We start from the raw sequence: 21,585 nt of genomic DNA on the forward strand, positions 1-21,585 counted from the left end.
GTCGAAAAGTGCCCAACGGAATAGCTGAACCGGAGTCGTCATCGGATTGAGGTAGTAAAACCATTGATATCGTTCGGGAACCTGGCTGAAAGCGTAGACGACGGGTGTCGCATACATCCAAAGCTGCGTAACGAAACCGACGGCATAAACCAGATCACGATATCTAACTGTCAGCGCGGAAACCAAGAGTCCCATTCCCACACCAAGCGTTGCAACATATAGCAAAATCAATGGTGTCGCGAAAACGAAACGCAAGCTGATCACTATAGCATCCTGGCTAAGCCAGAGAACAAAAGAGATCGTAAGTAGAAGCGTGAATTGGATAGCAAATGCGACCAGGCCGCTCATCGCAACTGCGAGTGGTACGACTAGCCGGGGGAAATACACTTTTCCAAACAAGTTCGAGTTTTTCGAAAATGTTTCTGAGTTATTGGTGAGGCAAGCTGAGAAATAATTCCAGATAATGGTGCCGGACATATAAAAGACAAGCGGGGAAATTCCATCGGTGGAGAGATTGGCAATCTTTCCGAAGACGATGTAATAGGTGATTGTCGTCAGTATCGGTTGTATAAGATACCAAACCGGCCCAAGCACGGTTTGCTTGTAGAATGTCGTGAAATCCCTTTTGAAGAACATCCAGATAAGTTCACGATATTTCCACGCGGTCGTCAGCCCGACGCTGATGGTGCCGGACGGCTTGATGACTATATCCCAGGGTTCGGTGCCGCTTTCCCTTTCCTGTTTTGTCACGTGACCTGTCATATTAATGCGCTCAAACTCTCCGTTAGCCGTTGCTCGTGCCATATTTTCTACGGCCTCAGGGGGCTGCATGGACCAACGCCATGTATCATGCGACTCGATCGAGGACACGCCCCAAAATTTCTCTCAGACGGTGGTCGAAATCTTCTTGCTTCCACAAGGAGGCTCTTTCAAGCCCCTTTTTGATCAAAGAGGAACGTAGGTCTTCATCTTCCCACAGGCGGCTCATTGCCCCTTGAATTTCCTCGACGGACTGCGGCGAGAAATAGAGAGCCGCGTCGCCGCACTGTTCCCGCATGCCATACTTGTCCGATATCAAGACGGGGCAACCGCACACCATCGCTTCAAGCGGCGGAATGTTTGTCGGCCCGAAAAAAGTTGGCATGACCAACCCTCGTGCACGATGATAAAACCCAGCCAGATCCGAATCCGGCACATAGCCGACGAAGTGAACCGCTCGGGATAGCCCAAGCTCGCTTGCCATCGCTTTGACGGCCGCATATTCGCGCTTTGTGTTGCCCGCCAAGACCAGTTCCATGTCCGGATGAGTCCTGCGCGCGGCTGCCAGCGCTTGTATGAGCCGCACATGGTTCTTGTGAGGCCAGAATTGCGCCGGATAAAAATAGAATTTTTCCGGAAGTCGGTAGTGTTCGGCGAAGGCGGACGTCTCAACCGAATCTGTCAGATAGTTCGGAGCGATATAAGGCAGCGGATATATGTGATCTTCTGGCGTGCCGTAGCTTTCCATGACATGCCGCCGCCCGGTTTCGGAATCGACGAGCATGGCAGCACTCTGGTTCGCAAGGTGACGGAACCGGCTTTCTCTCAGTTGAAAGCGCAACCAGCTTCCGGCTTCTGGAAAGCTGCGTTCATATCTGTGCATCAAATCGTGAACGGTTGCGATCGAGGGCTCCTTGATCTGCCAGGTCAGGGCGTCTTGAGCCGGAAAAATCCACAGATCACATTGGAGAGATGCCAATTCCCGCACGAGTGGGTTCACCCATCTCGCGACGACACGCGCTACGGAGCCGGGCAGAACCATGAACAGCTTGGCAAGTGTCTCGCCCCGCTTCCAGTGCTGCAGCGGGACGGCCTTCAGCGGGCCGGCATCAAGTTCAGAGCGCCAGGCTTCGTCCCCATAGGCAACGATGACCTCCACGTCCGTGCCGTCGATTGAAGACAGGGCCTGCACCAGGCTTTGCGCGTATTGGAACATACCACCGGCATGGCGGCCTACTCCGAGATAGAAACCAATCCTCTTCCGACGCAGGGTAATTCGGCTGTCCAAATGTATCGCCAACAGTCAGCCCGCGTTCTTGCGCGCTACGACACAGACGCCCCAGGTTTCAGTCCCCGGCGTCGAACTGGACATCCACTCTTCGGCAATCACACGGCTCATCCCCGCATTCGTCAGGAGGCGGTCAATCTCGTTCAGGAAGAGGTAGCGCATGCGGTGGGTTTCGCAAACCATTTCGGTCTTGGCGCTCAGCTTCTCCGTCGCGAAGATTGTGTAATTGACATCCACGATGTTCTCGGCGTCATGAACCACCGATTCTGCAACGCGAACGACGGAAATCTCATCGTTTTCCAAGCGTTTGACGCGGGTACTCGGCCGCTGCCAAAGGACTGCTGGTCCGTACCAGAAGTCGAATATGAAAATTCCGCCATCTTCGAGATGGTGGGAGACAGTCTCCATCATCGCTTCGAGATCGGCATCGGACGTCTGATAGCTCAGGACATGAAAAAGGGAGATGACCGCTTGGAATCGCCGATCCGTCCGGAATGTGCGTGCATCGCCCAGCGTGAAATCAAGTTTGCCGCCCGACTGTGCCGCCTTCGGCATGGCCGCCGCAAACATGGTTTCCGACAGCTCTACTCCCAGCACCCCAAATCCGGCTTCTGCGATCTTCTCGGCGTGAATGCCGGTGCCGGAGCCTAACTCCAGAATTTGCGCGATTGGGCCGGTGGCATAACGCTCCAGCAGAGCTTTCACATAAGCTGTTTCGCCCTCGTAATCCTTGTCCTTATAGAGAAGATCGTAATACTGGGAGTACAATCCGAAACTGGTCGTCAACGGATAACCTCCGCTACGATACCCGCGACTTCGCGAATTTGATCTTCCCTTAGCGCCATGCCGCTTGGAATATAGAAGCCGCGGCGCGCAAGCTTTGCGGCGATCGGAAGATCGGCCTCCTTGAAGAGTCCCATCTTCTGCAGAACGGGCTGCTCGTGCATCGGCCAGAAAAACGGACGGCAGCCTACGCCTTTTGCCGCCAATCGTTTCATCGCTTCGGCTGCGTCGAAATCGATCTCGTCCTTCAGCACGATGCCATAGACCCAATAGATATTCCGGGCGTAGCTTGTCTCGGGCAACGGCAGTTGAATGCCGGGCAGATCCTGCAGCAGCTCGGTATACAGTCTGCCCATCGCACGTTTGCGCTCGACGAATTCCGGAAGGCGCTCAAGCTGTGCGCAACCCAGAGCCGCCTGCATATTCGTCATCCGCATATTCCAGCCCAGTTCCTCATGAACGAAGCGGCGGCCGGGCAGGAAGCAGAGATTTCGCAGGCTCCGGGATCTGTCGGCAAGGGCGTCGGAATCGGTGACGATCATGCCACCTTCGCCTGTGGTAATGTGCTTATTGGGATAGAAGCTGAAAATGCTGACATCGCCGAAACTGCCGCAAGGCTGGCCGTTATATGTCTGTCCATGCATTTCTGCAGCGTCTTCGATGATCTTGAGGTCGTGGCGGCGGGCGATCTCGTTGATCGCGGTCATATCGCAGGGCAGGCCGTAGATATGTACCACCATGATGGCGCGGGTCCTCGGCGTGATAGCTGCTTCGATCTGCGTCGGATCGATATTCCAGGTGAGAGGATCCGAGTCCACCGCAACCGGCACACAACCCGCTCTCACGATGGCTGCGGCGCAGGAAATGATCGTGAAGGACGGCATGATGACCTCGGCGCCTTCCTCCAGGCCAAGCGCCATCATTCCAGCGTCGAGAGCCATCGAACCATTCGCAACGGCGATTGCGTGCTTGCGGCCGACAGTCGCGGCAAACTCACGCTCAAAACGTGTGATGAAGGGGCCTTCGGAGGAAATCCAGCCGGTCTCGATGCATTCCAGCAGATACTTGCTCTCGTTACCATTCAGCAGCGGTTCATTAACCGGAATCATTCGGCACCCTTTATCTTCAGTTCCTGCACCGACGGTACAAATCGCGTCTTGTCGGATTCCCCGGCGTAAGGCCCCTGCTTGACTTCGATGATTTCAGCTTCTTCGATAATTTCGAAACCATGTCCGCCGAAGGCAAGCAGTATGACGTCGCCTGCGCGCAGGATCGCGCTTTCGTAGTATTCCTGCGCGTCGGAATAGAAGTCCACGCGGACAACGCCCGACTTTATAAGCAGGACTTCCTTCGTATAGAGAACCTCGCGCGCGACGGCGTTGTGGACGTGGGGTTGGATGACATAGCCCGTCGGTCGCTTCATATAGGCGAGTTGCTGCGAAAATTCGTCCGGCGTGAAGAATTGGATACCATCGAACGTGTAGTTCGACCGCAATATCATGGCCTGCAACTCGCCACCGTTCGTGATCTTTTCTATCATGTTTCTCTTTCCCAAATCGATCGATGCGTCAGGATGCCGCCAAACCGACTACTTTGCGTATGCGCTTGACCCCGGCCGAGAATACGAGCTTGTAAAAATCATTCATCCGCTGGCGGCGCATCTTTGCGAAAAAGCCCAACACGCGCAGTCGCATTTGTTCGTTAACTTCAACGTCGATCTTTTGCAATTTCCCCGGCGCATGCCCAAGGCTGCCGGCGTAATAATCGACGTCGCTGCAGTGGACTCCGCTGTCGTCAAACCCTGAGTTCTCCACTAGGCTCTGGCGAGGGTAGAGAGTCAGCATATTGTCCAGATAAGCGCTGGCATGCCACCTGATCGCCCAAGACTGATTCTTGCCTTTGACTTGATTGCGCAGCATCGCCAGGAAAAAGGCGTTCCCACCGTAGTCGAAAGCTTTGGCAAGGCCTTTCTCTTTCAGGCCCATCAGAAGCTTGGTCCCATTGGGTTCGAAATGTTTCCATGCCCGGGCCCACGTGGCCCATCCCCAACAGTCCGCCCCACGTAGGAAATAGCTCTCGGGAGCATCGTCATTGGGAACTGGATAGGCGTAACCGTGAATGCTGGCGACGCGCTCCTCATCTGCATAAAGATCCAACCCCTGGTTCATATAGCGCAAGAAGTCAGGCGAGGTTATCAGGTCATCCTCGACGACGATGACGCGGCCATATTGTTCGCACAGACGGCCCACGCCATCGATGATAGAACCTGCAAGGCCATAGTTTTTTTCACGCTCGACGATAGTGACTGACTTGAAACCCGTTACCGTCTTTGCCTGTTCACGGACCTGGCGCACGCGCTCCGCTTCTTTTTCATTGCGCTGACCGTCGCAAAAAATGAACAGCGGCGTCTGTTCCGCCCATTCGTTTGCCTGCAATGCAGCGACGGTCCGTGCCATATGCATGGGACGATTGAAGACAAAAAGTATGACGGGTGCGCATTCCATGATTATTCCCAGCATTTCCTGCGTTGCGCAAATTGCTCGAGTCTATGTACGAATAGTGTCTCGGCTTCGAGCCGCTCCGTGTCGATCGCTTTTAGCTGCTTACGCCCTTTTTCGATCAGATCAACTGCCACCGCAGGATCCCGAATGCGCAACATTGCGTCGGCCCACTGCTCTGCGTCATTCGCGTCGGCAAACAACGCCGCATCGCCGACCTGTTCATTGAGGTGCGCCGAATAGACCAACGGGCGGCCGACTGCCCAGGCTTCCAACGGCGGTAGATTGGTCGGGCCAAAATAAGTCGACATCACGACGGCCAGAGCGCCTTCGTAAAGCGCGCGCATATGATCAACCGGCACAAAGCCGAGAAACGTCACATTGTCAGAGACGCCTAACCGCTGCGCTTGCTGCTTGATCCGGGCCAAATTACCGCGGTCCGCACCGGAAAAGACCACGTGTATGTCGGAATTAACGGCCGTCTTTTGCTTTAACAACGAGACCGCTTCAAGAATGCGTATATGGTTCTTATGAGGCCAGAATTGCGCCGGATAGAAATAATAGCCATCCCTCAGCCCGTAATTGCCGAGCACGGCTGTGCGATCGATCGAATGCGCTTCACTTAAGAACGGAGAGGGCTCGAACGGCATCGCAATCATGCGCTCTTCGTCAATTCCGTAGCGAACGACAATGCTCTTCAGGAGCTGATGTGATGCCACCATGACGGCGACGGCACGTGGCAGGCATGTGGAAAAGTGCCGCTCTCGTTCTTCGAATTTGCCATCGGAGCTCACTTCGGGAAATTCAAGATCGTCCCGATGACAGAGATCAAGGACGGTCGTGATGTAGTTGAGCTTGCGGAAATAGTTCGGAGTTGAGGAATGGGTAACGAAATACGCCAGATCCATGCCTGCTTTCAGCAGCGCATTTTCGATTTTGTTTGCCATCCACGCTTTGCCAATTTCCTTGCGGCTTAAGCGGCGCAACACGGCGAGTGCAATTCGAGATAGCCTTCCGGCGGCAGGCAGGTATTCTGCGGGAACTCCAAGCCGCTTGAGATGCTGCAGATTGGCTTTGATCGTCGTGAAAGCCACGACCTCATGCTGTTTTCCGATGATACGCTGGAGTTGTACGATCGCATTGATTGCTTGATTGAATCCGCCACCGACCTGAATCGGGTTTTCTAACAAGATGCCAATTTTCATGCTTTGACTAACCTCAGCCTCCGCGCCAGCAGACGGCTACTTCACATTTCGATCGGGCCGGAGAACCGCGTCGTTTTTCACGGATAATCTGACACAGCGGATCTCGCTCCTCAATTTCTCGTCCCCTTTGTAACAAGGGTCACAGCCAGCGGATGCTGTCACGAATTGATCGTCAGGGAGATCCGCAAAAGGGCGCTCTCACCAATTGGCGCGAGGGTCATCCGCGTCATCCATTCAGTTGCACCTAATTAATTCCTAGTATTTGCCTTAGCATATCCTGCGATCACGACAACACCCACAACGGCCCGGTCACAAGCAAAGTTGGACCTGTGTGGAGGGTGTCGTTGCAATCTTGAGACGGTGATCGACAATTTCTTCTATGGTGCTTGAATGGCCATCAAAACCTGGAGCGGGAAAGCAAACTGAAGGGCAAAATGACCCCTTGCCCGATGTGTGCCAGTCTCACGTCAACCGAAGAGATCGACGATGCTCATTTCGCCGGCCTGGCCGCAGTTACATGGGGGTTGCACTCGTTCGGCCGTTTCCATAAACACGACCCGAAGATTGTATCGAAAGACGATGTGAAAAAATGACAAAAACCGCGCTTATTACTGGGGTGACTGGTCAGGATGGTGCCTATTTGGCCGAATTGCTTCTGAGCAAGGGCTATACGGTGCACGGTATCAAGCGGCGGTCCTCGTCTTTTAATACCGGCCGCATCGAACATATCTATCAGGATCCGCATGAGGCACATCCTCGCTTCATTCTCCACTATGGCGATATGATCGACTCGACCAACCTGCTGCGGATCGTGCAGCAGACGCAGCCCGATGAAATCTACAATCTTGCCGCACAAAGCCATGTCGGCGTGAGTTTCGAGACGCCGGAATATACGGCCGACGCAGATGGGATCGGCACCCTCAGGTTGCTCGAAGCGATCCGTATCCTGGGGCTCGAGGCAAAGACCCGGTTCTACCAGGCATCGACCTCGGAACTCTACGGTCTTGTGCAGGAAGTGCCGCAGAACGAGAAGACGCCCTTTTACCCGCGTTCTCCCTACGCCGCAGCCAAGCTCTATGCCTACTGGATCGTCGTGAATTATCGCGAGGCCTACGGCATGCATGCGTCGAACGGCATTCTTTTCAATCACGAAAGCCCGCTTCGCGGCGAAACCTTCGTGACGCGCAAGATCACGATGGCGGTTGCTGCCATCCATCTGGGGCGGCAGGATAAGCTTTTCCTCGGCAATCTCGACGCCAAGCGTGACTGGGGCCACGCGCGTGAATATGTCGAGGGCATGTGGCGCATGCTGCAGCAGGACAAGCCGGATGACTACGTCTTGGCGACCGGTGAGACGACGAGTGTCCGCCAGTTTGTGGAGTGGGCTTTTGCCGACGTGGGCATTGCTTTGGAATGGAAGGGGTCCGGCGTCGATGAAAAAGGCTATGACGCCGCGTCCGGTGCGTGCCTTGTAGAAATCGATCCTCGGTATTTCCGCCCGACGGAAGTCGATCTTCTGCTTGGCGACCCGACCAAGGCACGTCAGAAACTCGGCTGGCAGCACAAGACGCCGGTTCGCGAGCTCGCCGCTGAAATGGTGCGGGAGGATGTCAAGCACTGGAAGGCTCAAAACAGCCGGAAAGAGATCTGAGTGTACGACCTGTCCAACAAGAAAATCTGGGTTGCCGGCCATCGCGGTATGGTCGGCAGTGCTCTTGTGCGCCGGCTTCAATCCGACGATTGCAACGTCATCACGGCCACGCGCCGGGAGGTCGATTTGACGCGGCAGGAGGAGGTCGAGAAATTTGCTGAAGCAACCCGGCCTGACGCGATCATTCTCGCCGCTGCCAAGGTTGGCGGTATCCTCGCGAATGACAGCTATCCCGCAGAATTTATCTATGACAATCTGATTATCGAAGCGAACATCTTCGAAGCCGCCCACCGGGCGGGAGTGGACCGGCTGCTGTTCCTGGGTTCAAGCTGCATTTATCCCAAGCTCGCTCCGCAGCCGATTCCCGAAGAGGCTCTGTTGACCGGTCCGCTTGAGCCGACCAACGAATGGTATGCGATTGCCAAGATCACCGGTATCAAACTCGCAGAAGCATATCGTAAGCAATATGGTCGGGATTACATTTCGGCCATGCCCACCAATCTATACGGCCCAGGCGATAATTTCGACCTGAGTTCCAGTCATGTGCTGCCTGCGCTCATCCGCAAGGCGCATGCCGCGAAACTTCGCAATGACCCGCATATGGTGGTCTGGGGCACAGGAACCCCGCGCCGAGAATTCCTTCACGTCGACGATTGCGCCGACGCGTTGGTGTTTCTCCTCAAAACCTATTCGGGCTCGCAGCACGTCAATGTCGGCTCGGGTACAGATCTCGAAATTATCGAATTGACGCGTTTGGTATGCCGCGTTGTCGGTTACGAAGGTGAGATCATTCATGATCTTTCCAAGCCCGATGGCACGCCGCGAAAGTTGATGAGCAATCAGAAGCTGCAGGACATGGGCTGGAAACCGCGCATTTCGCTTGAGGATGGTATCCGCGCTACTTACGCCTGGTTTCTTGAGTTCGAAAACAGATCTGATCCAGCGGTCTGATACCAGGCCGGTGATGACCGGCATTCTCTGTTCTAGGCTATCCCGTGAATGATGGCAGCAGACCCGCGCGGCAGCCGGAGCAAGGAATGCAGCGAATGACCTTTCCTTTTTGTCGTAACGGGTGGCGATGCACCGAAACTGCTTGAGCCGGCTGAACAGAAGCGATCTAGGCTTGCACGCCGGAATGGCCAGCAGGTCCGGAACGGCCTTGTAGCCTGAAGCTCCACCACCCGTCAGGATAAAGCCGGGAGGGCGCTTCGATCTGCAGTTTGCCGACCAGGAAGAGCAACTCGAATAACGTCGCGGCGGTCGGCAGGACAGTTCCGCCATTGAGGCGGGAGAGCCCGATAGGGCTAGCGCGGTAAGTATTGTGGAATATGCGAATATACGCATATTCTCCGGCTGGCGCTGCCGGACAAGACCGGTCGAGGGCCTCTGGGGGATCCCATGGAAACAATCGTCGAGGACGCCCATTCTGGCGTCGTGTCGCCCGAACTCGTGGTCGATGCACTGTTTGCATGCCGGAAAACGGCGGCGATCAGGGCGGCCATCGAGCTTGATCTCTTTACTCATATCGGCGAGGGCAAAACGGCAGCGTTGCTGGCGTCGGCAACAGGCGCCTCGGAGCGTGGGGTGCGCATCCTGTGCGACTACCTCGTGGTCCACGGTTTCCTGAGAAAGGAGAGCGGACAGTACCGAATGACGCCCTCGACCAGAATGTTCCTCGATCGCAATTCGCCAGCCTATATGGGCTCTGCCGTCGAGTTCGTCGCTGCACCCGAAATACTCGATAATTTTCTGCGCGATCCGGCCGCCGTCGTGCGAAACGGCGGTTCGGCCGGGCTTGCAAACATTTCGGCTGACAACCCCGTCTGGCTGAAGTTTGCGCGCGGCATGGGCTCTTTTACGGGGCTCAGCGCCAAAATACTGGCTGACGAAATCTCCGGCTGGACTAGGCACCCCAGGAAAGTTTTGGACATTGCTGCAGGTCCAGGCTTTTTCGGGATCGAAATTGCGAAGGCCCTTCTATCTGCGGAGATCGTCGCCGTCGACTGGGCCGCCGTGTTGGAGCTGTCGAGGCAGAATGCGGAAAATGCCGGCGTGTCTGACCGGTACCAGACAATTGCCGGCAGTGCCTTCGATGTGGAATGGGGCACGGGTTATGATCTTGTCCTGCTTCCGAATTTTCTGCACCATTTCGATCTACCGACGTGTGCCCAACTGTTACGTAAGATCGTCGCGAGCCTTGCAGAGGATGGTCGGATCGTCGCGGTGGATTTCGTACCGAACGAAGATGGCGTGTCGCCGCCTTTTCCTGCGGCGTTCTCTTGGGAGATGCTCGCCAGCACGCCGGCGGGCCAGGCTTATACGCAAAGTGAGCTGACTGAGATGGCAGGACTGGCCGGTCTTGCCGGCGTCATCGTCAAACCGTTGCCGCCAACTCCGGCAAGCCTCATTCTCTTTGAATAGCAGCAAGAGGTTGGCGTTCCCATCGTCCTCTATTACACGGGTGTACCCGTCAATGCTGGCAGATGAACGTCATTGACGCGATCCTGGGCTCTACCCCGCTGACGCTCAGGTGGGCGCTGCAGGGCAACGATGCGACCGCTGTCGGATCGAAGGTGACCCAAATGCACGCCAACTCGATCGAATTCACCGTCGTTCCCGGCGTCCGTCCGCTTAATCTCATGGAGAAGCGGAAGACGTTCGACCAGCGTTCGGCTGAGAACTTGCAGTTCGTTCGGATTGCCTGGCGTGCGGCGGTACCAGGAAATCGAGCAGACCGTCGCCCCGTAGGTCGGCGGTTCTCTTTTCCAGAATGTCACCAATCAGGGTCGTCAGAAATTCTGCTGTCAGATGGTTCCAGTCTGTGATGAACGGAACACCCCTGCTGCTCGTGAGGCATTTCTCCTTGTCGTAATCGCAGTGAAGCTTGACGATATCGACGTAGGTGAACGCTAGATCGGGTGGGAAAAATGGCAGTTGCTCTAAAGGCTGGTTGGCCGGCGGATAGGTCGCTTCCCGCAGGCATATAGAGGCATCGGATTTTCTCTGAAACATGAGCCCTAGGCACGAGTGTAATTCGTCGAGCTGGAAATAATTTCCGAAAACGAAAATTCGCGCGTCATCCGAGTGGCTTTTCATCCAGGAAAGAAGCTCAAACCTGAAGGGGTTGACGGTGTACTCAAAAGGCCGAAGGCTCGTAAGGAAAATCGCTTTCGTTCGGCTGAGCAATGACTTGTCGTTGATATATTTTTCAAAAGGAATGCAATATTTGTCGTAAATGCTGGCGCGAGAGGGGGCCTTAACAATATCGTTCTTGATCTCCACCATGCAGTTTAAGTAGCTGATTGCCACGATTTGATATCGGTCGGCATCGATGTAATTTTTCAGCGCGATCGACCAGTTTCTGGCGTGCGAGTCCCCAATTATGAAGATAATGGGCTTCCCAGCTTGAATGTTGTTGTTCAAGCTTAGAAAAGTGCTTTCGAGCCGTGCTTCGTTCGTCTGCGCGAGCGGTGGATAAATTTGATCCAACCTGTGAGGAAAACCGGCCATATAGACCGCTGACACAACAGCAGCCGTGATGGTTACAACTGATGAGCTTAGGTAGATCCAGAGCGCGCGGCTTCTCCTGGTGTGGCGAAGGGGCTTTTCGATAACGACAAAGCTGACCACCGCGACCAAGACCGTCGCTGCGATGGCAAGAATCTTATCGCCATTGTTGAAATTCAAGCTTGTCAGCCGCGCGAAGGCGAAGACCGGATAATGCCACAAATATAAAGAGTAGGATACTAATCCGGTGAGCGCCGCAGGTCGAGAAGCCAACAGGCGCCCGACCGCGTCCTGCTGACTGGTGAATGCGAGCACCAGACAGGTCCCAATGACTGGGATCACAGTTACCAGGCCAGGATGAACCGTGTCCTTTCTAAACAAGATGAGCGAACCAAGAACGAGGACAAGCCCGGCCGCCGCGAGTAACGGCCGAGGGCGAGTTCGTCCACGCCCCACCTCGTGATAGGCGAGAAGTGTTCCGGCCAGCAGTTCCCAGGCCCGGGTGAGTGGCGAGTAGAAGGCTTGTTGCTGATCATACCGTACCGTTACGACACACAATACAAAGCTGAGGGATGCCACAAGCAACACGCATGGCAAAAACCTTGATTTCAGGTATCGGCGCACGATCAGCAATAGGAGCGGAAACCCGATATAAAATTGCTCTTCGACGCTCAACGACCAGGTGTGAAGAAAAGGCTTGAGAAGGGTGTTGGGCTCCCCGTACTGGGCCGCCGTAAAATAGAAATAGATATTCGATCCAAATAGGAGCGACGAGCCTATGGAATTCGCGTAATCCAGGAGTTCAGATGGTAATAAAAGGTAATAAGCAAAAGGAATTGTCGCGAAAATGACTGCAAACAACGCAGGCAGAATTCTTCGCGCGCGCCGAGCATAGAATTTAAGGAAATCAATACGCCCCGTTGCTTCGATTTCTGTCAGCAGAATTTGGGAGATCAGAAAGCCGCTGATCACAAAAAACACATCGACGCCGATGTATCCGCCCCGCAGCAACGTGTGGCCGGCAACCGTGAGCTCGGCGTGATATAGAATAACCGCGATCACCGAGATGGCCCTTAAGCCATCGATCTCTGGTCTGTAAACCTTCAATGCTAGCGCCTGCCTTCAATATCCAGAGCGTAACGTTGTTGCGCCCAACATTGGCGCTTTTGGGCTGCCTAACACAGAGATCTTGGAGGGAGAACAGTATGGCCTGATAAAAGATTTGCGGGCGCGGCCGATTTCAATCTTTATTTTCTGCGCTGTTGTAAATCAGCATTCCGGAACCCTCATTAGTTTGCATTTGTTTTCCCAGTCGCTGACCAATTTTGTCTATGGCCGTTCCAGAAGCGAGAAGACGTCGGGCCGATGCCAATAGCGCCTACCATCGCTGCTCGCTACGGCGCGCCCGAAATCAACAAAATCGACATGGGCGCGTGTATGCGTAGATGCTGTAAGATGCTCGCCCGAGCCAGGATGTCGGATTCGCCGACATCCTGCGCCCGTCGATTTAAATGATCAGGGCAACGAAAAGGAAGCAGGCATTGGAGGAGGGGACGGGGAGGGCAGACACAAGCAAACCCGTTTTGCCGTAAAATCAATCGCTTAGTGAAATATTGGCTGGGGAACCTGGATTCGAACCAAGATTAACGGAGTCAGAGTCCGTCGTTCTACCATTGAACTATTCCCCAGCATAAGCGAACCGGCGGGCGGTCGGCTGGTGTGCGGCGCTTATAACCAAAAGCCGGGGGATTGCAAATAGCTGTTTTGAAAAAAATCGGTGCTGCCGGGGAAAGGTGAAATCGCTGCAAATCCCCTGTCCAAAAAAGAATTTGGCGATTTCGGCGGGCGCTGATATTCTTGCCGCAACGCAAAAATCGAATGAGCGCCTGCTGCATATCTCAAGACTTGCGCGGCGCGATGGAAAAACAACGTGGAAGACCCCGAAGGCGGCGCAAAGCCGCAATTTGACGGGGCGTCGGCGGCAGGGCGCAAGGACGGCAAGAAGTCCAGGCGCCGCAAGGGCAAACGTGGCGGGCAATCCCGCAACGCGGCTCATCCCGCTTCGCATGAGCCTTCCGGCGGTGCCGGACAGCCTGCGCGCCCGATGGAAGATGCAGCCGGCAATCCGGCTCGCAAGCGCAAGCGTCGCCGTCGTGGCGGCCACGGTGCTGTGCAGGACGGTTCACCTCAAACTCATGTGTTGGAACAGGCCGGAGCGGCAGATCATGCCGCCCGGTCCGATGGCGATTCGGCGCCGAGCCGTCGCAACCGCCGCAAGCATCGCGGCAAGCGCGGTCTGCAGGGACGGCCGCTGACATCGGCAAAACCAGCAGGTGCTCCGCAGCAGGAAAGCCGCGCGGAAGAGACGGCGCGCATTGCCGTCCCGCGCGAAACCCAGAACGGCGCAGCCGCCAACCGCAAGGGCCGCCAGGACAGCCATGCCCATGCCGGGCATCAGGGGGATCGCCAGGCCGGCGAGCATGTGTGGCCGGAGGAGCTCTATGCTGCCCTTGATCTCGGCACCAACAATTGCCGTCTTCTCATTGCCCAGCCGACCCGTCCCGGTCAGTTCCGCGTCGTCGACGCTTTTTCCCGCATCGTGCGCCTCGGCGAAGGCCTTGCGGCCAGCGGCCGTCTGTCCGACGAGGCGATGGAGCGGGCGATCGAGGCGTTGAGGATCTGCGCCTCCAAGCTCAGGAACCGGGAGATCCGCCGCATGCGGCTGATCGCCACCGAAGCGTGCCGCCAGGCGATCAATGGCGAGGAATTCCTCAGCCGGGTCGTTGCCGAAACCGGCCTGGCGCTTGAGATCATCGATCGCGAGACCGAAGCGCGGCTTGCCGTCTCCGGCTGCTCCTCGCTGGTCGGTCGCGAGACGCGCTCCGTCGTGTTGTTCGATATCGGCGGCGGTTCGTCGGAGATCGCCGTCATCCGTATCGGCGACAATCGCTTCAGCCGCCTCGCCAATCATATCACCCACTGGACCTCGCTGCCGGTCGGCGTCGTGACGCTGTCGGAGCGCCATGGCGGGCACGACGTCACGCCGGAAGCTTTCGAAGGCATGGTGCGCGAAGTCGAAGGCATGCTCGGACGCTTCGATTGCCCTGAGATCGAGGTCGCCCAGACCGGCGACTTCCATCTGATCGGCACGTCTGGCACGGTGACAACGCTTGCCGGCGTCCATCTCGACCTGCCGCGTTATGACCGGCGCAAGGTCGATGGCATCTGGCTGTCCGATGACGAGGTCTCCGCCATGCAGGCAAAGCTTCTCTCCTGGGATTTCGCAAGCCGTGCCGCCAATCCCTGCATCGGGCCGGATCGGGCTGATCTGGTGCTCGCCGGCTGCGCCATCCTCGAGGCGATCCGCCGCCGCTGGCCAAGCCCGCGCATGCGCGTTGCCGATCGCGGCTTGAGGGAAGGCCTGCTCACCGACATGATGGCCGATGACGGCGTGTGGCGGCGCCACCGCAACCGCCGCGGCCAGCGCGCGAGATAGGGAAAAGGCATGACCAAGGCACCGATCGCCGGAAACCGCACCGGCCGCAAGCTCGGCCAGCGCGTCAAGAACAAGAAGATGAAGGCCTCCTCCCGCCAATGGCTGGAGCGCCACATCAACGATCCCTATGTGCAGCGCGCCCAGCTCGAAGGCTATCGCGCCCGTGCCGCCTTCAAGCTGCTGGAGATCGACGAGAAACATCATATCCTGCGCGGCGCCAGGCGCATTATCGATCTCGGCGCTGCTCCGGGCAGCTGGTCGCAGATCGCCGCCAAAGTCACCGGCTCGACGGATGATGATATTCGTGTGGCTGCGATCGATTTCCTCGAAATGACCCAGCTGCCGGGGGTCAAGATCCTGCAGCTCGATTTCCTCGATCCGACCGCGCCGGAAAAGCTGTTGGAGGCCGTCGGCGGCACACCCGACCTTGTCATATCAGACATGGCAGCACCCACCACCGGCCACCACCGCACCGACCATCTGCGCACCATGCATCTGTGCGAAGTCGCGGCACATTTCGCCGTCGAAGTGCTCCAGGAAGGCGGCCACTTCCTCACCAAGACCTTTCAGGGCGGCACCGAGCGCGAACTGCTCGCCATGCTGAAGCAGAACTTCCGCCAGGTCGTCCATGTCAAGCCGAACTCGTCGCGCGCCGAATCGGTCGAGATGTTCCTGCTGGCCAAGGGGTTCAAGGGGCGCAAGGCCGAAGGTGAAGCAGAGGAAGCTTGATCTTTGGGCCGGTCCTGTCCGATGATGGCGATCGACTGCCTAATTCCTTAAATCGGAATCGATATAGGGATAAATTATGCAGCAATTGAAAGCGCCACAGCGTCCTTTGCGCGTCTCAAAGGAGGCGCGGCGCTGCAAGGATTTGAACCGCTGATCCCAATGCTTCTTTACGTCACGCTCGGAACCAACGATCTGTATCGCGCAGGGCATTTTTATGATGCCGTGCTGCCTGTGCTCGGTTATCGCCGCCAGCGCTCTTCGGAGGAGGAAATCGGCTATGCCGCCGAGGGCGATACGCGCTGCCGCTTCTGGGTGGTGACGCCGTTCAATCGCCGCCGGGCGACCTCAGGCAATGGCGCCATGGTGGCGCTTGCAGCCGAAACACGGGCGGATGTCGACGCCTTCCATGCGGCAGCGATCGCGGCAGGCGCCGTGGATGAGGGCAGGGCCGGCCTGCGCTCCTACCATGCCCATTTCTACGCCGCCTATGTGCGTGATCTCGACGGCAACAAGCTCTCTGCCGTCTGCGAAAACCCGGAGTAACGGTTTCCAAAAGCGCGTCGCAATCTTTCAGATTCGCTCTCGCGCTTTAGTCTTTATTTCCAACGCATGTCGTTATCGCAAAACCGCTCCACACTTTTGCGCGACACGCTTTATTTCACCGCGTGCTGTTCAGCTTCAACAGTTGCGGCCGTCATCGTCTTCAAGCGGTGTCCGGAAACGAGCGCGCCGGCATTGCGGTCCATCCGGATGAAGGGAATGGTCGCAATAACCGTCAGTCCGGCAATGATGTAGAAGGCAAGGTGGAAATCGGCCACCTGTAGCGCTTCGCCGCTGATATAGATCGAGCTCTCCAGGATGGCGGCGGCGACCGCAACGCCGAGCGCCAGGCTGACCTGCTGCATCACCGAGCTCATCGATGTCGCCTGGCTGGCTTCGGCATCATCGATATCGGCGAAGGCAAGCGCATTCACCCCGGTGAACATGAAGGAGCGGGAGAAGCCGCCGAGCAGCAGCACGCCGATGATGACGAGGTGCGGCGTCGACGGCGTGAAAAGGCCGGTGATGACAGTCACCAGGGTCGTTACCCCGGCGGCGCCGAGAAGCGTCGTGCGGAAGCCGGCAGCGGCGAAGACGCGCTTTGCCATGAACTTGGTGGTGATCGCCCCGATCGCGCCTGCAAAGGTGATGAGGCCGGATTGAAACGGCGTCAGCCCGAAGCCGAGCTGCAGCATCAGCGGCGTCAGGAAGGGCATGGCACCGACGCAAATGCGAAACAGCATGCCGCCCAAAGTGGAGGCCCGAAACGTCGGGTTCTTGAACAGGTTGAGATTGAGGATCGGCGCCGGATGCCGCTTGGCATGGCGCCCGTAGAGGACGCCGCAGATGAGGCCGATCAAGGTGGCGGTGACGCCGATGATCGGGGGCAGGGCTGGCAGACTGACCACCGACAGGCCGAAGACGACGCCTGCGGCCGAAAGCGAGGTCAGCACGAAACCGGTGAAATCGAGCCGCGGCGGCGCCGTCGCTTCCACCTCCGGCAGAAAAATCGTCGCAAGCCAGATGCCGATGATGCCGACCGGCACGTTGATCAGGAAGATCCAGTGCCAGCTGAAATAGGTGGTGATGAAGCCGCCGAGCGGCGGGCCGGTGAGCGGGCCGACAAGGGCGGGGATGGTGAGCAGCGCCATGGCCGAGACCAGATCGCTGCGCTGTGTCGTGCGCACCAGCACGAGGCGGCCGACCGGTGTCATCATCGCGCCGCCCATGCCCTGCAGGAAGCGGGCAAACACGAATTCGACGAGGTTGGACGAGACGGCACAGAAGATCGAGCCGATGACGAAGACCGAGATGGCAAGGCGGAAGATCTTCCTGGCGCCGAACCTGTCGGCCATCCAGCCGCTGACCGGGATGAATACCGCCAGCGCCACCATGTAGGAGGTCAGCGCCAGCTTCAGCGTGATCGGCCCGACATGCAAATCCGCCGCGATCGCCGGCAGCGCCGTCGCAATGACGGTGGAGTCCATCTGTTCCATGAAAAGGGCGACGGCAAGGATCAGCGGGACGATGCGATTCATAGGCGGGAGCCTTGATGGGGCAGCGGATCGAAGCTGGAAAGGCCCGTGCTGTTTAGTCCCAGCTGCGGGCTATGCCAATCCCCAAATCCGGGTCGACGACACGTTTGCTTCACGTCTGCGTGAGACGGCTTGCGCATCAACGTCGCCTGTCAAGATTGACATATGTTTACCTGGCCGGGGCAAGAAATCCGGCCGCGGAATCGACACCGGGGGCCGTGCGGTGACGCACCTGCACGTCATGAAGGCCTGCACGTCATGAAGGATGGACATATGACAATTTCGTCGGGAATAAAGCGGCGCACCCTTTTGCCGCAGGCCTTGGCCTGCTGGCGGCGCCGGCAATTTTTAAAGAGAAGGCCGAAGCGGCCGCAACTGGAGAGCGCAATCATATGGATGGAACGCCTTTGCCCGAGATCAATCAATTTAAGCTTGGTTCCTATAAATTCACCGTCGTCCGCGACGGCACCAGCATTGTCGAAAAGCCCTATGAAACCTTCGGCACCAATCAGGATCCCGAAACGGTCAAGGCGTTGCTGACCGCAAACTTCCTGCCGGCCGACAAGTTCATGAATGGCTATACGCCGGCTCTCATCGATACCGGTTCGGATGTCATCCTCGTCGATACCGGCTTTGGCGCCAGCGGCCGCGCACGCGGCGCCGGCCAGCTGACCGAAGGCCTGAAGGCGGCAGGATATTCGGCCGACGACGTCACCTTGGTGGCGCTGACCCATCTCCACGGCGATCATATCGGCGGTCTGACGGAGGACGGCGCGGCTGCCTTCAAGAATGCCCGCTATGTCGTCGGCCAGGCGGAATATGATTTCTGGTCGGACAAGGCACGCGAGGGCACGCCCGCCGAGGGCGGCCACAAGGCGGTGCTCGCCAATGTCGTGCCGCTCGCCGAAAAGACCACCTTCGTCAAGGATGGCGATAGCTTTGCGTCAGGCGTAACGGCGATGCTGGCGTCCGGCCACTCGCCGGGCCATATGGTGTTCCACGTCGAATCCGAGGGCAAACGCCTTGTGCTCACAGGCGATACGGCCAACCACTATATCCTGTCGCTGCTGCGGCCGGATTGGGAGGTGCGTTTCGACATGGACAAGACGCAAGCGGCAGTCACGCGCCGCAAGGTTTTCGAGATGATTGCGAGCGAGAAGATCGCCTTCCTTGGCTACCACATGCCGTTCCCGGCGGTCGGCTTCGTCGATCGGCAGGATGGCGGTTATCGCTTCGTGCCGAAGACCTATCAGTTCGACATCTGATCTGGAACGGTTCAGCCTTTCACGGAAGTGCTGTGCCGCTCTAACTTCTTGTTTTTATGCAATTCCGAACGGAAAAGTGCTTGGCGCTTTTGCCGAAATGCTCTGGGCGCATGGCACCCATGCCGAGCCTGGCGGACATGCCGGGCTTTTTGCTATTTCCTTCCTGTCATAGACGTGTTACCAGCCCTCGCCAACTTCCAAGCAACCCATGCAGACCGCCGGGGCGGACGATTCGTTTCCGGACAGGGTCGCATTTTTATTAAACGAAGGAATTTGGCCATGGCACGCATCATTGAAACGGCAACCGGCGCAGACGCGCTTACCTTCGACGACGTGCTGCTGCAGCCGGGACATTCCGAGGTCATGCCGGGCCAGACGAATATCTCCACCCGCATCGCCCGGGATTTCGAGCTCAACATCCCGATCATTTCATCAGCCATGGATACCGTCACCGAGAGCCGCCTGGCGATCGCCATGGCCCAGGCCGGCGGCCTCGGCGTCATTCATCGCAACCTGACGCCGATCGAGCAGGCCGAGCAGGTCCGGCAGGTGAAGAAGTTTGAAAGCGGCATGGTCGTCAATCCGGTGACGATCGGCCCCGATGCGACGCTTGCCGATGCGCTCGGGCTCATGAAGTCCTACAGCATTTCCGGCATCCCTGTCGTCGAGAAGTCCGGCCGCCTTGTCGGCATCCTGACCAACCGCGACGTCCGCTTCGCTTCCGATCCGGAACAGAAGATCCACGAGCTGATGACAAAGGACAGTCTGGTCACCGTCAAGGAAAACGTCGATCAGCAGGAGGCCAAGCGCCTGCTGCATTCGCATCGCATCGAGAAGCTTCTGGTGGTCGATACCGAAGGCCGCTGCGTCGGCCTCATCACCGTCAAGGATATCGAGAAGTCGCAGCTGAATCCGAACGCTTCCAAGGATGCGCAGGGCAGGCTTCGTGCCGCTGCCGCCATCAGCGTCGGCGATGATGGCTTCGAGCGCGCCGAGCGGCTGATCGAGGCCGGCGTCGACCTTCTGGTCGTCGATACCGCCCATGGCCATTCGCAGCGCGTCCTCGATGCGGTCACCCGCGTCAAGAAGCTCTCCAACTCGGTGCGCATCATGGCCGGCAACGTCGCCACCTATGACGGCACCAGAGCGCTGATCGATGCCGGTGCGGATGCCGTCAAGGTCGGCATCGGTCCGGGCTCGATCTGCACGACGCGCATCGTCGCCGGTGTCGGCGTGCCGCAGCTCGCCGCGATCATGTCGGCGGTTCAAGCCGCGAATGACCAGGACGTGCCCGTCATCGCCGATGGCGGCATCAAATTCTCGGGCGACCTTGCCAAGGCGATCGCCGCCGGCGCTTCCGCCGTCATGATCGGCTCGCTGCTTGCCGGCACCGATGAGAGCCCGGGCGAGGTCTATCTCTACCAGGGACGCTCCTTCAAGGCCTATCGCGGCATGGGCTCCGTCGGCGCCATGGCCCGCGGCTCGGCCGATCGTTACTTCCAGGCCGAGGTGCGCGACACGCTGAAGCTCGTGCCTGAGGGCATCGAAGGTCAGGTGCCGTATAAGGGCCCGGTCTCGGGCGTCATCCATCAGCTCGCTGGCGGCCTCAAGGCGGCCATGGGCTATGTCGGCGGCAAGGACCTCAAGGATTTCCAAGAACGGGCCACGTTCGTGCGCATCTCCGGCGCCGGTCTTCGCGAAAGCCATGCCCATGACGTGACGATCACCCGCGAGAGCCCGAACTATCCGGGCGCCGGCCTCTGATCATGAAGGCGGGCAGCGGGATTCCTCTGTGGGTCGTCGCGCTGCTCGCAGCCCTCTGCCTTGCCGTGCTCGCCTGGACAACCTTCGGCTTCGTCGTTCCGTTCAAGCACGAAACCGGCCAGGCGGTGCTCGATACCTACTTCGCCGGTTACGACGAGTCGGCGGTTTTCCACATGCAGAAGCTGCTTGATGAGAACGAGACGGCGACCAGATTACTGCGCGCCATGTATTTCGGGCCGGAGCTGATCTTTCCGGCCTTGCTGACGGCACTGCTGTTCCTTGCCTTCCTCAAGCTCGGTCCCGGTGGCGCATGGTTCGGCCGATCGGCGCATCCGCTCGTTGGCAAGGCGGTCTACCTGCTGCCGTTCATCTACGGCATCGCCGACTACGGCGAAAACATCTCGAGCCTGATCGCCTTCGGCGATGGTGCGTCCTCAGGCCTTGCAACACAGTTGCTGCCGTGGATGACGCGGCTGAAATTCGCAAGCCTTGTCATCTGCTTCATCCTCATCGCCCGGCTTGCCGTCATGCGCTGGCTCTCTTCGCGTGACCCCTGAAGCGGCGG

Annotated in this window: 17 protein-coding genes, 1 tRNA gene and 2 pseudogenes; 9 read left to right on the forward strand and 11 right to left on the reverse strand. The window is 57.7% G+C overall.

The window, feature by feature from the left end; all coding sequences use genetic code 11:
- The 7 genes from AC1ECN_RS12955 to AC1ECN_RS12985 all read right to left on the reverse strand — a co-directional run.
- Window positions 1-762 (reverse strand): ABC transporter permease (locus AC1ECN_RS12955; protein ID WP_477953188.1); only part of this gene is annotated, 762 nt, incomplete at its 3' end.
- An 85-nt stretch (window positions 763-847) separates the two neighbouring features.
- Window positions 848-2,047: a glycosyltransferase family 4 protein gene (locus AC1ECN_RS12960; RefSeq protein ID WP_226307086.1), complete on the reverse strand. Its 1,200-nt coding sequence runs from the start codon at window positions 2,045-2,047 to the stop codon at window positions 848-850.
- A gap of 15 nt (window positions 2,048-2,062) precedes the next feature.
- Window positions 2,063-2,833 (reverse strand): class I SAM-dependent DNA methyltransferase, encoded by a 771-nt coding sequence (locus tag AC1ECN_RS12965; RefSeq protein ID WP_113547234.1) that lies wholly within the window; start codon window positions 2,831-2,833, stop codon window positions 2,063-2,065.
- Entirely contained in the window at window positions 2,830-3,939 is a 1,110-nt protein-coding gene (locus tag AC1ECN_RS12970; protein WP_075224341.1) for a DegT/DnrJ/EryC1/StrS family aminotransferase, read from the reverse strand. The genes AC1ECN_RS12965 and AC1ECN_RS12970 overlap by 4 nt, the downstream gene beginning before the upstream one ends.
- Window positions 3,936-4,370, reverse strand: coding sequence for a hypothetical protein (locus tag AC1ECN_RS12975; protein WP_024321380.1), 435 nt, complete (start codon window positions 4,368-4,370; stop codon window positions 3,936-3,938). Before AC1ECN_RS12975 ends, AC1ECN_RS12970 begins: the two co-directional genes overlap by 4 nt.
- 28 nt (window positions 4,371-4,398) lie before the next feature.
- Window positions 4,399-5,334 carry a glycosyltransferase family protein gene (locus AC1ECN_RS12980; RefSeq protein WP_130671985.1) on the reverse strand — a complete coding sequence of 312 codons (936 nt, stop codon included), beginning with the start codon at window positions 5,332-5,334 and terminating at the stop codon, window positions 4,399-4,401.
- A gap of 2 nt (window positions 5,335-5,336) precedes the next feature.
- Window positions 5,337-6,533, reverse strand: coding sequence for a glycosyltransferase family 4 protein (locus AC1ECN_RS12985; RefSeq protein WP_130660954.1), 1,197 nt, complete (start codon window positions 6,531-6,533; stop codon window positions 5,337-5,339).
- A gap of 589 nt (window positions 6,534-7,122) precedes the next feature.
- Between AC1ECN_RS12985 and gmd the strand changes: the two genes are divergently transcribed.
- Together gmd and fcl are read left to right on the forward strand one after the other, a co-directional pair.
- Window positions 7,123-8,184, forward strand: coding sequence for a GDP-mannose 4,6-dehydratase (gene gmd / locus AC1ECN_RS12990; RefSeq protein WP_130671986.1), 1,062 nt, complete (start codon window positions 7,123-7,125; stop codon window positions 8,182-8,184).
- Window positions 8,185-9,135 (forward strand): GDP-L-fucose synthase, encoded by a 951-nt coding sequence (fcl, locus tag AC1ECN_RS12995; protein ID WP_024321376.1) that lies wholly within the window; start codon window positions 8,185-8,187, stop codon window positions 9,133-9,135.
- Between the two features lie 60 nt (window positions 9,136-9,195).
- Here fcl and AC1ECN_RS13000 read toward each other — a convergent pair.
- Window positions 9,196-9,390, reverse strand: a pseudogene (locus tag AC1ECN_RS13000) (IS5 family transposase); the annotation flags it as partial.
- A 192-nt stretch (window positions 9,391-9,582) separates the two neighbouring features.
- Between AC1ECN_RS13000 and AC1ECN_RS13005 the strand changes: the two are divergent.
- Window positions 9,583-10,605 carry a class I SAM-dependent methyltransferase gene (locus AC1ECN_RS13005; protein WP_075224346.1) on the forward strand — a complete coding sequence of 341 codons (1,023 nt, stop codon included), beginning with the start codon at window positions 9,583-9,585 and terminating at the stop codon, window positions 10,603-10,605.
- Between the two features lie 216 nt (window positions 10,606-10,821).
- Here the strand turns inward: AC1ECN_RS13005 and AC1ECN_RS13010 are convergent, their stop codons facing one another.
- Both AC1ECN_RS13010 and AC1ECN_RS13015 read right to left on the reverse strand, forming a co-directional pair.
- Window positions 10,822-12,798 carry an acyltransferase family protein gene (locus AC1ECN_RS13010; RefSeq protein ID WP_130660956.1) on the reverse strand — a complete coding sequence of 659 codons (1,977 nt, stop codon included), beginning with the start codon at window positions 12,796-12,798 and terminating at the stop codon, window positions 10,822-10,824.
- A 507-nt stretch (window positions 12,799-13,305) separates the two neighbouring features.
- A tRNA-Gln gene (locus AC1ECN_RS13015) sits at window positions 13,306-13,379 on the reverse strand.
- Window positions 13,380-13,621: 242 nt separating this feature from the next.
- On the opposite strand from AC1ECN_RS13015, the gene AC1ECN_RS13020 reads away from it, so the two are divergent.
- From AC1ECN_RS13020 to AC1ECN_RS13030, 3 genes are all read left to right on the forward strand, one after another.
- Window positions 13,622-15,187, forward strand: a complete 1,566-nt coding sequence (locus AC1ECN_RS13020; protein WP_130672012.1) for a Ppx/GppA phosphatase family protein — start codon at window positions 13,622-13,624, stop codon at window positions 15,185-15,187.
- 9 nt (window positions 15,188-15,196) lie between these two features.
- Window positions 15,197-15,916 carry an RlmE family RNA methyltransferase gene (locus AC1ECN_RS13025; protein WP_018497452.1) on the forward strand — a complete coding sequence of 240 codons (720 nt, stop codon included), beginning with the start codon at window positions 15,197-15,199 and terminating at the stop codon, window positions 15,914-15,916.
- A 159-nt stretch (window positions 15,917-16,075) separates the two neighbouring features.
- The gene (locus tag AC1ECN_RS13030) at window positions 16,076-16,459 is read left to right on the forward strand and encodes a VOC family protein (protein WP_018497453.1); all 384 of its coding nucleotides are present in this window, start codon (window positions 16,076-16,078) and stop codon (window positions 16,457-16,459) included.
- Between the two features lie 110 nt (window positions 16,460-16,569).
- On the opposite strand, the gene AC1ECN_RS13035 is transcribed toward AC1ECN_RS13030, so the two are convergent.
- Window positions 16,570-17,994, reverse strand: a complete 1,425-nt coding sequence (locus AC1ECN_RS13035) for a DHA2 family efflux MFS transporter permease subunit (RefSeq protein WP_130660958.1) — start codon at window positions 17,992-17,994, stop codon at window positions 16,570-16,572.
- A gap of 270 nt (window positions 17,995-18,264) precedes the next feature.
- On the opposite strand from AC1ECN_RS13035, the pseudogene AC1ECN_RS13040 reads away from it, so the two are divergent.
- The 3 genes and pseudogenes from AC1ECN_RS13040 to AC1ECN_RS13050 all read left to right on the forward strand — a co-directional run bounded on the left by AC1ECN_RS13040 (window position 18,265) and on the right by AC1ECN_RS13050 (window position 21,577).
- Window positions 18,265-19,256: pseudogene (locus tag AC1ECN_RS13040) on the forward strand (MBL fold metallo-hydrolase).
- 279 nt (window positions 19,257-19,535) lie between these two features.
- Window positions 19,536-21,020, forward strand: coding sequence for an IMP dehydrogenase (guaB, locus tag AC1ECN_RS13045; protein ID WP_018497456.1), 1,485 nt, complete (start codon window positions 19,536-19,538; stop codon window positions 21,018-21,020).
- 2 nt (window positions 21,021-21,022) lie between these two features.
- Entirely contained in the window at window positions 21,023-21,577 is a 555-nt protein-coding gene (locus AC1ECN_RS13050; protein WP_130660959.1) for a hypothetical protein, read from the forward strand.
- The last annotated feature ends 8 nt before the right edge of the window (window positions 21,578-21,585 follow it).

Source organism: Rhizobium sp. 01N447_2, from assembly GCF_056399245.1.